At 73.4% G+C, this 12,188-nt stretch carries 11 protein-coding genes; 9 read left to right on the top strand and 2 right to left on the bottom strand.

Annotated elements, in window-relative coordinates; translation table 11 throughout:
• The first annotated feature begins 189 nt into the window (after positions 1-189).
• From mltG (IIE03_RS04650) to IIE03_RS04615, 8 genes are all read left to right on the top strand, one after another.
• Complete coding sequence (gene mltG, locus IIE03_RS04650; RefSeq protein WP_318842804.1) at positions 190-1,197, top strand: endolytic transglycosylase MltG; 1,008 nt, start codon at positions 190-192, stop codon at positions 1,195-1,197.
• A 125-nt stretch (positions 1,198-1,322) separates the two neighbouring features.
• Entirely contained in the window at positions 1,323-2,501 is a 1,179-nt protein-coding gene (gene mltG, locus IIE03_RS04645; RefSeq protein ID WP_192861569.1) for an endolytic transglycosylase MltG, read from the top strand.
• Positions 2,502-2,565: 64 nt separating this feature from the next.
• Positions 2,566-3,396, top strand: coding sequence for a phosphoribosylaminoimidazolesuccinocarboxamide synthase (locus IIE03_RS04640; protein ID WP_192861568.1), 831 nt, complete (start codon positions 2,566-2,568; stop codon positions 3,394-3,396).
• Positions 3,387-4,376 (top strand): shikimate dehydrogenase, encoded by a 990-nt coding sequence (locus IIE03_RS04635; RefSeq protein ID WP_192861611.1) that lies wholly within the window; start codon positions 3,387-3,389, stop codon positions 4,374-4,376. The genes IIE03_RS04640 and IIE03_RS04635 overlap by 10 nt, the downstream gene beginning before the upstream one ends.
• A 10-nt stretch (positions 4,377-4,386) precedes the next feature.
• Positions 4,387-5,619, top strand: coding sequence for a chorismate synthase (aroC, locus tag IIE03_RS04630; protein ID WP_192861567.1), 1,233 nt, complete (start codon positions 4,387-4,389; stop codon positions 5,617-5,619).
• 32 nt (positions 5,620-5,651) lie between these two features.
• Positions 5,652-6,326, top strand: a complete 675-nt coding sequence (locus tag IIE03_RS04625; RefSeq protein ID WP_318842803.1) for a shikimate kinase — start codon at positions 5,652-5,654, stop codon at positions 6,324-6,326.
• On the top strand, positions 6,323-7,462 hold the full coding sequence (gene aroB / locus IIE03_RS04620; RefSeq protein WP_192861565.1) for a 3-dehydroquinate synthase: 1,140 nt from the start codon (positions 6,323-6,325) through the stop codon (positions 7,460-7,462). Before IIE03_RS04625 ends, aroB begins: the two co-directional genes overlap by 4 nt.
• A gap of 33 nt (positions 7,463-7,495) precedes the next feature.
• The gene (locus IIE03_RS04615) at positions 7,496-8,950 is read left to right on the top strand and encodes an extracellular catalytic domain type 1 short-chain-length polyhydroxyalkanoate depolymerase (RefSeq protein ID WP_192861564.1); all 1,455 of its coding nucleotides are present in this window, start codon (positions 7,496-7,498) and stop codon (positions 8,948-8,950) included.
• 39 nt (positions 8,951-8,989) lie between these two features.
• Here the strand turns inward: IIE03_RS04615 and IIE03_RS04610 are convergent, their stop codons facing one another.
• Both IIE03_RS04610 and IIE03_RS04605 read right to left on the bottom strand, forming a co-directional pair.
• Positions 8,990-9,817 (bottom strand): glycerophosphodiester phosphodiesterase, encoded by an 828-nt coding sequence (locus IIE03_RS04610; protein ID WP_192861563.1) that lies wholly within the window; start codon positions 9,815-9,817, stop codon positions 8,990-8,992.
• On the bottom strand, positions 9,814-10,827 hold the full coding sequence (locus tag IIE03_RS04605; RefSeq protein WP_318842802.1) for an alpha/beta hydrolase: 1,014 nt from the start codon (positions 10,825-10,827) through the stop codon (positions 9,814-9,816). The genes IIE03_RS04610 and IIE03_RS04605 overlap by 4 nt, the downstream gene beginning before the upstream one ends.
• 210 nt (positions 10,828-11,037) lie before the next feature.
• Here IIE03_RS04605 and IIE03_RS26640 point away from each other — a divergent pair, with 210 nt between their 5' ends.
• On the top strand, positions 11,038-12,165 hold the full coding sequence (locus IIE03_RS26640; RefSeq protein WP_192861561.1) for a M15 family metallopeptidase: 1,128 nt from the start codon (positions 11,038-11,040) through the stop codon (positions 12,163-12,165).
• The last annotated feature ends 23 nt before the right edge of the window (positions 12,166-12,188 follow it).

Raw genomic sequence — 12,188 nt, 5'->3', positions numbered from 1 at the left:
GCGCGAACCCCCAGCACGTTCCCCCAGAAGTGAAGGATCGACGAGGTGACGGACCTGTTCACGGCCCCGCCTGAGGCTCAGGAGGGCTCGGCGGCCACTCTGCGTCCCCGTACCCGGACCCCGCGAGACCACCGTTCCCGGCGCACGAGACGGCGCCGCCGTCAGGGACGGTCGTTCGTCGTACTGCTCGTGACCTTCGGTCTCGTGGCCGGGGCGGGCTACCTGGTGTGGGAGCAGCGCGACATGCTGCTCTCCTTCGAGAACCCGATCGAGGCCAAGGACTTCCCGGGCCCCGGCACGGACGACGTGACGGTCGAGATCACGGAGGGCGCCACCGGCTTCGACATGGCCGAGGTGCTGTACGACGCCGGCGTCGTGGCGAGCAAGGACGCCTTCGTCAAGGCGTTCGGCGAGAATCCCGACGCCGCCGGGATCCGGCCGGGCACGCGCGACATGCTCACGGAGATGAAGGCGTCGGACGCCGTCTCGCTGCTGGCCAAGAACGAGATGGCGCACCTTGAGGTGACGATCCCGGAGGGCTTCACGGTCGCGCAGACGGTCGAGCGTCTCGCGTCCGTCTCCGGCATCCCCGCCGCGGACTTCCGCGACGCGCTGGACCGGCCCCGCTCGTTCGGCCTGCCGAAGCAGGCGGACGGCAACGCGGAGGGCTGGCTCTACCCGCACACCTACCCGGTGGACCCCGAGGAGGAGACCGCGGCCGACGTGCTGCGGCGCATGGTGCGCAACACGGTCGCACGACTCGACGAGCGGGGCGTGCCACCGAGGGAACGCCAGGACGTGCTGATCAAGGCCTCCCTCGTGGAGCGGGAGGGCATGATCGCCGAGGACCGGCCGAAGATCGCCCGCGCGATCGAGAACCGGCTCGAGGACGACATGAAGCTCCAGATCGACGCGTCGCTGGCGTACGGGCTCGACAAGCCCGGCATCGAGCTGACGAACGCCGACAAGGAGGCGGACACGCCCTTCAACCTGGAGCGGCACGTCGGCCTGCCGCCGACGCCGATCGCGAACCCGAGCGAGGCATCGATCGACGCCGTCCTGAACCCGGCCGAGGGCGCCTGGAAGTTCTGGGTCACGGTGAACCTGAACACGGGTGAGACCAAGTTCTCGGAGACCTACGCGCAGCATCAGGAGTACGTGGCCGAGCTGCGGGAGTGGCAGGCGAAGCAGGGCTGACGCGCCGGGCGGGACGGCGGCGGGGGCGGGCCGCGGCGTCCTGACCCGGCGGGCCGACCTGATATAACCGTCTCGCCGCGGCACGGACCCCGTGCCGGGGCGAGGGATACGAGCACGAGAGACGGGTGAACCGCGCGCCGATGGCCGACGTGTCGAACCAAGGACCGCCACGCCACTGGGCAGGGACAGGCAACCGCCGGCGGAGTGCCCGCGGCACCGGCCGCGGGAGCCGGGGAGGCAGGCGCCGCGGGTCGGCACCGCGCGGCGGGCTCGTCGCCGGCATCGTGGTGGCGCTTCTCGTCGTCGGCGGGCTCGGCGCGTGGACGTGGTGGAACGACGGCTATCTCTTCGGTATCGAGACGCCGCTGGCGGCGGAGGACTACGACGGGCCCGGCGGCGAGGAGGTCAAGGTCGACATCCCCGAGGGCGCCAACGGCGCGGTCATCGGCGAGGTGCTCGTCGAGAACGGCGTCGTCGCCTCCTACGGCGCCTTCAAGCGGGCGTTCGACCAGAACCCCGACGCGCCGGGCATCCAGCCCGGAACCCATACCCTGCTCACGCGGATGGCGGCGGCGGACGCGGTGGCGACACTCGCACGCAACGAGATCGACCGCGGCGGCCTCACCGTCCCCGAGGGCCTGACCGTCGAGCAGATCCGCGAGCGCATGATCGCCGCGGGCTGGCCCGAGAAGAAGACGAACCAGGCCTTCGAGAACATCGGCGATCACCTGCCGGAGCAGGCCGGCGGCAACCCTGAGGGCTGGCTGTTCCCCCAGACGTACGACGTCCGCCCCGGGAAGACCCCGCCGGCCGACGTCGTACGGATGATGGTGGAGATGACGATCTCGCAGCTGGAGGACGCGGGTGCGCCGCAGGAGCGGTGGGAGGACGTCCTCATCCGCGCCTCCCTCATCGAGCGGGAGGCGGCCCGCCCCGAGGACCGGCCCCGGATGTCGGGCGTCATCCAGCGTCGCCTCGACCAGAACTGGTATCTGGGTATCGACGCCGCGGTCCTGTACGGGACGGGCCGCACCAGCGGCGCCCTGACCCGGGCGGAGCTCGACGACGCGTCCAACCCGTACAACCTGCGCAAGCACAAGGGCCTGCCGCCCACCCCGATCTCGAACCCGGGCCGGGCGTCGATCGACGCGGCGCTGGCCCCGGCCGACGGGACCGAGATGTACTGGGTGACGGTCAACCACGAGACGGGCGAGACGAAGTTCGCCACCAGCGACGCCGAGTTCCAGGAGCTGGTCGCAGAGCTGCGGCAGTGGGAGGCCGAGAACCCGGACTGGCACGAGTGACGGCGCCCGCCCGCCGCCCGGACCACGGCGGAGGGGCCGGCCCGCGTGACGTAGCCTTTCCGGCGTGGAACTGATTCGCCAGGGCAAGGTACGTGAGGTGTACGCGGACGGCCAGGACGTGATCCTGGTCGCCTCGGACCGGGTGTCGGTGTACGACGTCGTGCTGCCGACGCCGATCCCGGACAAGGGCGCCATCCTCACGCAGCTGTCGCTGTGGTGGTTCCGGCAGTTCGCCGACCTCGTGCCGAACCATGTCCTCAGCGAGGACGTGCCGGACAGGTGGAAGGGCCGGGCCATCCGCTGCCGCAGGCTGGACATCCTGCCCGTCGAGTGCATCGCGCGCGGCTATCTCGCGGGCCTGGGGCTGCGCTCCTACCAGGAGTCCGGCGCCGTGTCGGGCGTCACGCTGCCGCCCGGGCTCGTGGAGGCTGACCGCCTGCCGCGGCCGGTGTTCACGCCGTCGACCAAGGCGGACGAGGGGCATGACGAGTTCATCCCGTTCGAGACCGTCGCCGAGCAGGTCGGCGCGGACACGGCGGCCCGCCTGCGGGACCTGACCCTGGACATCTACGCGCGCGGCTCGGAGATCGCGCGCGAGCGCGGCGTCGTCATCGCCGATACCAAGCTCGAGTTCGGGTACGACGCCGAGGGCGTCCTCACCCTGGCCGACGAGGTCCTCACCCCCGACTCCTCGCGCTTCTGGAAGGCGGCCGAGTACCAGCCCGGCCGGCCGCAGTGGTCGTACGACAAGCAGTACGTGCGCGACTGGTCCGCCACCCTCACCGACTGGGACCGCACCGACCCGGGCCCCGAGATCCCCGCCGACGTCGCGGCGGAGACCCGCGCCCGCTACGTGGAGATCTACGAGACCCTCACCGGCGAGGCCTGGACGTGAGGGCTGCCGTCCTCGGGCACCCGATCGCCCACTCGCTGTCCCCGGCCCTGCACACCGCCGCCTACCGCGCCCTCGGGCTCGACGACTGGGAGTACGGCCGCCACGACGTCGACGAGCACGAGCTCGAGACGTTCCTGGCCGGCATCGACCGCGGCTGGGCGGGCCTGTCCCTGACCATGCCGCTCAAGCACCGCGCCCTGGAGCTGGTGGACCACGTCGAGCCGCTGGCCGCCGCGGTCGGCGCGGTGAACACCGTGCTCGTCTCACCCGCCGGCCCGGCGGGTGACGCCTCCGGCGCGGTGACGCTGACCGGCACCAACACCGACGTGTACGGCCTCGTGCAGGCGCTGCGCGAAGGACTCGCGGCACTCCCGGCCGCGGCAGCGGACGGAGGGCCCGAGGTGACGCGCGCCGTCGTCCTGGGCGGGGGAGCGACCGCGGCGTCCGCGCTCGCCGCCCTCGCGGAGCTGGGCTGCACCTCCGCCCGCGTCCTGGTCCGCTCCCTGGACCGGGTCGGGGAACTGCGCGCCGCGATCGCACGCATGGGCGTGACGCCCGGACTCGTCGAGGCGGACCTCACCGGCGCCGACGGCCAGGTCGCCCGCGAGCTCGCCGCGGCCGACGTCGTCGTGTCCACACTCCCGCCGCGTGCCGCGGACCGGCTGGCCGCCGCCGTCGGCCACCTCGCCCCGCACGGCGCGCCGCACGGCACCCTCCCCGGTGCCTCCGAACCGCCCGGCACGCCCCGGGAAGCGGCCTACGGCGTCCTCCTCGACGTCGCCTACGATCCCCGCCCCACCGCCCTGCACACCGCCTGGGCCGCCGCCGGCGGCGTCGCTGTGAGCGGCGAACGCATGCTGCTGCACCAGGCCGTCGAACAGGTGCGCCTCATGACCGGCCGCACCGGCAGCCCGGCCGACGCGCTCGCCGACGCGCTCGCCGCGATGGACGCGGCGCTCGCGGCGGCGCTCGACGTGTAAGGATTGCGGCATGCTTCGCTGGTTGACCTCGGGAGAGTCGCACGGTCCTGCCCTGGTGGGGGTGATGGAAGGGCTGCCGGCCGGCGTCGCCCTCACCACCGACGACATCCGGGCGGCGCTCGCCCGGCGCCGCCTCGGCTACGGCCGCGGCTCGCGGCAGAAGTTCGAGCAGGACGAGCTGCGCGTCCTCGGCGGCCTGCGGCACGGGCTCACGCAGGGCGGTCCGCTGGCCATCGAGATCGGCAACACCGAATGGCCCAAGTGGACCGAGGTCATGGCCGCCGACCCCGTGCCGCGTGAGGCGCTCCTCAAGGACGCCGGCACGGGCGACGAGCGCGAGATCGCCCGCAACCGGCCCCTCACCCGCCCGCGGCCCGGCCACGCCGACCTGGTGGGCATGCGCAAGTACGGGTTCGACGACGCCCGCCCCGTCCTGGAGCGGGCCAGCGCCCGCGAGACCGCGATGCGCGTCGCGCTCGGGACGGCCGCCGCGAAGTTCTTGGAGCAGGCCCTCGGCGTGCGGCTCGTCTCGCACGTCGTGGCCATCGGCCCGGTCGAGGTGCCCGACGACGCGCCCGTGCCCGGGCCCGACGACGTCGTCGCGCTCGACGCCGATCCGGTGCGCTGCCACCACCCGGCCACGTCGAAGCTGATGGTCGAGGAGATCGACCTGGCCAAGGCCGACGGCGACACGCTCGGCGGCGTCGTCGAGGTGGTCGCCCACGGCGTCCCGTCCGGGCTCGGCACCTACGTCCAGGGCGACCGGCGCCTCGACGCGCGCCTGGCCGCCGCCCTGATGGGCATCCAGGCGATCAAGGGCGTCGAGGTGGGCGACGGGTTCCGCACCGCACGCCGCCGCGGCACGGCCGCGCACGACGCCATCCTGCCCGCGTCCGGCGCCGAGGGACACGGCCCGGGCCTCACCCGCGACACCAACCGCGCCGGCGGCATCGAGGGCGGCATGTCCAACGGCGAGGCGGTGCGGGTGCGAGCCGCGATGAAGCCCATCTCCACCGTGCCCCGCGCCCTGCCCACCGTGGACGTCGCCACCGGCGAGGCCGTGACCGCCCACCACCAGCGCTCGGACGTGTGCGCCGTGCCGCCGGCGGCCGTCGTCGCCGAGGCGATGGTCGCGCTGGTGCTCGCCGAGGCCGCGATCGAGAAGTTCGGCGGGGACTCCCTCGCCGAGACCCGGCGCAACGCCGAGGCCTACCTCGCCGCGATCCCGGAGACCCTGCGATGAGGCACGACGCGACATCCGAAGCGACATCCGATGTGGCACCCGACGCGACCGCCGCACCCGGCACCGACCCGGTGACCCCGGCCACCCCCCGCCCGCTCGTCGTCCTGGTCGGCCCGCCCGGGTCGGGCAAGTCGAAGGTCGGCCGCGTCCTGGCCCACGGCCTCGGCGTGCGCGTCCGCGACACCGACCACGACGTCGAGGAGCGCGCGGGCAAGCCCGTCGCCGACATCTTCGTCGACGACGGCGAGCCCGCCTTCCGTGCCATGGAACGCGAGGCCGTCGCCGCGGCGCTCGCCGAGCACGACGGGATCCTGGCGCTGGGCGGGGGAGCCGTGATGGACGCCGGAACGGCGCAGGCCCTGACCGACTACACCGCCCGTGGCGGCAACGTCGTCTTCCTCGACGTGACACTCGCCGTCGCGGCACCGCGCGTCGGCATGAACCAGGCGCGGCCGCTGCTCCTGGGCAACCCGCGCCAGCGGTGGCAGGCCCTGATGGACGAGCGCCGGCCCACGTACGAACGGCTCGCGACCCTGCGGGTCGAGTCCACGGAACGCCCCGCCGAGGAGGCGGCCGCCGGCATCGCCGGCGCGCTCGGGCTGCGCCCCGTGGCCGAGTTCGCCGACCCGAAGCACCTGGACGACGACGAGGACGAGCAGGCGCCCGCCGCACCCGCCGTCGCGCACGAACAGGAGGACCAGCAGTGAGCACCACCCGCGTCACCGTCCCCGGCGACCGGCCCTACGACGTCGTCATCGGCAGGCACCTGCTCGGCGAACTGGCCGCGACGATCGGCCGCGACGCGCGACGGGTGCTCGTCATGCACCCGGCCTCCCTGCAGGCCACCGGCGAGGCCGTACGGGAGGACCTCGAGCAGCAGGGCTACGAGGCGTTCGCCGTCGAGCTGCCCGATGCCGAGGAGCAGAAGACCGCACAGGTCGCCGCCTTCTGCTGGCAGGTCCTCGGACAGGCCGACTTCACCCGCTCCGACGCGATCGTGTCGGTCGGCGGCGGCGCGACGACCGACCTGGCCGGCTTCGTCGCCGCGACGTGGCTGCGCGGCATCCGCGTCGTGCACCTGCCTACCACGCTCCTGGCCATGGTCGACGCCGCCGTCGGCGGCAAGACCGGCATCAATACCGCCGAGGGAAAGAACCTCGTGGGCGCCTTCCACCCGCCCGCCGGCGTGCTGTGCGACCTGGCCGCCCTGGAGTCCCTCGACCGCTGGGACCTCGTGGCCGGACTCGCCGAGGTCGTCAAGACCGGCTTCATCGCCGACGAGGAGATCCTCCGCCTCGTCACCGAGCACGCCGCCGACCTCAAGAACTGGAAAGGCGCCGACGCGACCGCCGCCACCTGGGACGTCCTCGCCGAACTGGTCACCCGCTCGGTCCGGGTCAAGGCGCGGGTGGTGGGGGAGGACCTCAAGGAGTCCGGCCTGCGCGAGATCCTCAACTACGGCCACACGTTCGGCCACGCCGTCGAACTCGCCGAGCGCTACCAGTGGCGCCACGGCGCCGCCGTCGCCGTCGGCATGGTGTTCGCCGCCGAGCTCGCCCGGCTGGCCGGCAAGCTCGACGACGCCGTCGTCGACCGCCACCGCGACATCCTCACCGCGCTCGGACTGCCGACGTCGTACCGCGGCGACCGATGGGACGACCTGCTCGCCGCCATGCGCCGCGACAAGAAGTCCCGCGGCGACATGCTGCGCTTCGTCGTCCTCGACGACGTCGCCAAGCCGGCCCGCCTGGAGGGCCCGGACCCGACCCTGCTGGCGGCCGCGTACGCCGAGGTGTCCAAGGAACCCCCGGCGGGCCGCGAGACCCAACTGACACTGGGCTGAGCACCACCGGCCGGAGCTTAATCGGTTCAGGACATGGACCGCACAAGCGTCGTCGCCTGGGATGGGGCGGTCGGCGTCACCCCTGTCGCCGGCGTGTTCCGCGCACCCCGGAGGGCTCCGATGAACAGCCACACCCACGCGGCATCCAGACGCCTCCTGCGACCGCTGGCCGGGGCGCTCGCCGCCACGCTCGCCCTGACGCTCGGGGTGCTGTGGATCGGGGCGGCGCTGCGGCCGGCGTCTGCGGCGAGCCTGGAGCGGGTGACGGACTTCGGGCCGAACCCGAGCGGCCTCAACATGTACGTGTACGTGCCCGACGACGTCGACCCGGACCCCGCGCTGCTGGTCGCGGTGCACTACTGCACCGGCTCGGCGCCCGCGTACTTCGCCGGCGCGGCGCAGGAGTTCGTGCGGGCGGCCGACGAGCAGGGCTTCGTCATCGTGTTCCCGGAGGCGACGCGTGACGGGCACTGCTTCGACGTGTACTCGCCGGACGCCCTGACGCGCGACGGCGGCAGCGACCCGGTGGCGATCCGGTCGATGATCGATCACGCGGTCGCGGAGTACGGCGTGGACACGTCGCGGATCTACGCGACGGGCGTGTCGTCGGGCGCGATGATGACGAACGTCCTGCTGGCGCTGTACCCGGACGTGTTCGCCGCCGGGGCGGCGTTCTCCGGCGTGCCGGCCACGTGCTTCGCCACGGGCAGCGCCGACAACACGTGGAACAGCACCTGCTCGAACGGGCAGGACATCCGCACGGCGCAGGAGTGGGGCGACGCGGCGCGCGGCATGTACCCTGGGTACAACGGCCCCTATCCGCGGTTCCAGACCTGGCACGGCACGCAGGACACCGTGCTGGCCTACCCCAACTTCGGCGAGCAGATCAAGCAGTGGACCGACCTGCACGGCCTCGCGCAGGGCTCCGGCGTGGTGGATCAGCCGCAGCCGGACTGGACCCGGACCACGTACGGGGACGCAGCGGCGCCCGCGTTCCAGTCGATCAGCCTGCAGGGGTACTCGCACGACCTGTACCGCACCGGGATGGCGCAGTACGCGATGGACTTCTTCGGCGGGCTGGACGGGGGCGGCGGGGAGCCGACGCCGGACCCGACGCCCACTCCCACACCCACGCCGTCGGACGACCCGACCGACGACCCGACGTACCCCGAGCCGCCGTCGGGCACGTGCGCGGCGGCGATGACGATCGTGAACGCCTGGCAGGGCGGCTACCAGGCCGAGGTCACGGTCACCGCGACGAACGACCACCTGGACGACTGGCTGACCCGGTTCATGCTGTCGGGCTCGAGCATCTCGCAGCTGTGGAACGGCGACCTGCGGGGCACCACAGGCACCGTCGGCGTGGGCAACGTCGCGTGGAACGGCCACCTGACGTCCGGCGCGTCGACGACGTACGGCTTCATCGGCTCGGGCACGGCCCCCGCCCCGCCCCCGCCGGTGGAGTGCTCCCCGCAGAGCGTGCCCTGACGGGCCGTGGCGCCGTGACCGCGCGGACGGGTCAGGGTGTCAGGGCCACAGGCCGCGGGTGGTGAGGACCTCCTTGAGGACGTCGGCGCGGTCCGTGACGATGCCGTCCACGCCGAGGTCGATGAGGCGGTGCATCTCGGCGGCGTCGTCGATGGTCCACACATGGACCTGCTTGCCGGCCCGGTGGGCGGCGCGCACGGTCGCGCCGTCGACCACGGTGAGCCGGCCGGCCACCGGCACCCGCTCGGTCACCGGGACCTGCAGGGCACCGACGTCCCGCAGGGCGCTCCGCGCCAGGAGCGCCAGGCCGGTCCGCGCCCCGGCGAGAAAACGCGCCACCTCGCCGCGCCCGGCCGACGTCGCCACCGGCCGGGACAGTCGCGCCAGGGTCGCACGACGCCGTGCGGGGGAGAACGAGGTGATACAGACACGATCGTGGGAACGCGTCCGCTCGACCGCCTCGGCCACGGGCGCCACGCCGGAATCCGCCTTGACGTCGATGTTCACCCGCAGACCCGGCCACGCACCCAGCAGCTCGTCGAGCCGGGGCACGGGCTCGGTGCCGCCGATCCGCGCACCGCGGACCACGCTCCAGGGCAGCTCGGCGACCAGCCCGGTGGAATCCGTGGTGCGGTCCAGCGACTCGTCGTGCAGGGCGACGGCGACCCCGTCGCGCGTGCCGTGGGCGTCCGTCTCCACGTACGAGTAACCGAGCCCGACGGCGGCGGCGAACGCGGCCAGCGAGTTCTCCAGCCCGTTGTCCACGCCCCCGGGACGCGCGAAACCGCGGTGCGCGAGCGCGGCGAACCCGCCCGGGGCGTCGAAGTACTCCGTGCCGCGCGCGCCGCCCGGACCTCGCGCCGTCACAACCGCTCCTCCAGCCAGGCGAACAACTTGCCCAGGTACTCGGTCCGCGGCCCCTCCGCCGACAGCGACAGATCGTGCACCGCGCCGGGCACCACGAGCTGCGTGACGTCGTCGCCGAGCCGCCGCGCCCGCCGCGCGATCTGATCGACCTCGAGCACCGTGTCCTGCACACCCAGCCACGGGTTGTCCGCACGGTCCGGCCCCGACGAGTCCGACCGTGCCACGAGCACCGGCACGGGAATCCGCAGCCCCCGCGCCACCTGCATCTGGACCCGCCGCACCGCCCGCATCCACAACGCGAGAGCCGGCTGCCCCTCCGGCTTCTTGAGACGCGTGTCGAACTCCCAGCGCCCCCCGTTCGCGGCCAGCAGATGCGTGGCGTACACACTGGGACCGTCCGTCACCACCCGGTGCGGACTCGCCGGCGCCGCGATCCGCAGGATCCACGTCCCCACCGTGCGCTCGAACAACGTGCCCGGCAGATCGAGGAACGGACTGTTCAGCACCAGCAGATCCGGGCCCAGGTAGGAACCGTCGGGCAGCGTGCGACGACGGGCATGCGCCCACAACGCGGCCGTCAGCCCGCCCGTGGAATGGGCGTGCACCACCAGCGGGACCCCCGGGTGCAGACCGCGCACCGCGCGCGCCGCCTCGTCGATGTCGGCCGCCTGCTCACGCAGGTCCCCCACGAAGTGCGGCACCTGCCCCGCACGGAGCGAACGACCGGCGGCACGCAGGTCGACGGCGTAGAACGCGTACCCCGCACGGGCGAAGGCACGGGCCAGGTGCTCTTGGAAGAAGTAGTCGTTGTAGCCGTGCACATGGACGACGGCGGCGGGCGGCGCGAGACCGGCGCCGGCTCCGTCCGTGTCGGTGGCGGGCCCGTCCGGGGCGTAGCGCACCAGCGTCGCCGGGCCGAGCTTGCTCTGCTCGAACGGCTCACCGAGCAACGTATCCGGCTGCCAGTGCAACGGCACCGGCGACGACGCGGACGGCAAAGGATCGGACACGAACGGATGATAGCCCGCCACGGCACGACCACGGAGAACCATGCCCGCGCACCGACCGCCACCGCGCACCGCTGTGCTCCCGCACCTGTCCCCGCCCTCCCGGCCCCAGGGAGGACCGGCCGCGGTCGTGGCGGTACCGCGCGACCGCGGCCGGAAATCACCCGGCCGCGATTGTCCACGTCACCGCGTCGTGCCGTAGGTTCTGACGCTGTGACCCAGACGGCCTTCCCGCCCCCCGCAGCCGAGCCGCCGCCCTTCCCGTCGCCGGCTCCCGCGAAGAAACCCAGGAAGCGCCACCGTGGTCGCACCAACGCGATCATCATCGCGGTCTTCGCGCTCCTGCTGGTCGTCACCGTCGGGGCCGCCTACTGGTACCTGGAGCGCGAGGCCGACGACCTGGCCAGGCAGGCCGCGTCCGCCGACACGCTGCTCGCCCAGTCCGAAGGCCGGGTCGCCGACCCGGCCACCCGGCAAGAACTGACCGAGCAGCTCACCGGCGCCGACGATGTCCTCAACGGCGTCGCGTTCGTCGACCGGATGCCGGGCCAGGCCTCCGCGGCCACCGAGAACCTCATCGCCGCCTCCGACCGCGTCTGGGCGTCCATGGTGCAGCGCGCCAGGAACGACATCGCCGAGGGTCGCGACCGGCTCGAGGCGACCATCACGCGGGGAGAGAAGATCTACCGCGTCACCGAGGATCTCGACGGCGACGAACTCGCGCGCACCGCGCTACGCTCCGCCCTCGACTCCGCCGAGGTCGCCCACACCCGGACCCGTGACGACGGCCTCGCGGACGCCGACCTCGTCCAGCTCGAGGAGGCGGTCGCCGACCTCACCTCCCGCCGGGCGGAGCTCGGCTCCACCACGGACAGCATGATCACCGCCCAGGACGCCGCGACCTGTCCCGCGCCGGACCAGCTCTGGACCCCCGACAGCGGCCGGCTGGCCGACCAGCGGCTCGCCGCCATCCCCTGGGCCCCCGAGTACCGCGTGCGCACCGACCTCCTCGACTCGCTCGTCTCCCTCAACGACGCGTACCGCGCCCGGTTCGGCACCGATCTCACGATCAACTCCGCCTACCGCAGCCTCGCCGACCAGGCCGGCCTCTACGACCCGAACTCACCGCTGGCCGCCGCGCCGGGCTGCTCCACGCACGGCCTCGGCGTCGCCGTCGACTTCGGCGGCGGCGTCCAGACGTTCGGAACCCCCGAGCACGAGTGGATGCAGGCCAACGCACCCGCCCACGGCTGGCTCCATCCCCGATGGGCCGCACCCAACGGGCGCGTCCCGGAGGCCTGGCACTGGCAGCACGAGACCTCACCTGCCGAGACCCTCTGACCGCCCACCGACACCGCTCGCCC

The sequence above is a fragment of the Myceligenerans pegani genome (assembly GCF_014892515.1).
Classification (GTDB): Bacteria; Actinomycetota; Actinomycetes; order Actinomycetales; family Cellulomonadaceae; genus Myceligenerans; species Myceligenerans pegani.
Note: the sequence above shows the minus strand (reverse complement) of the source record. Positions and strands in the feature narration are given on the sequence as shown.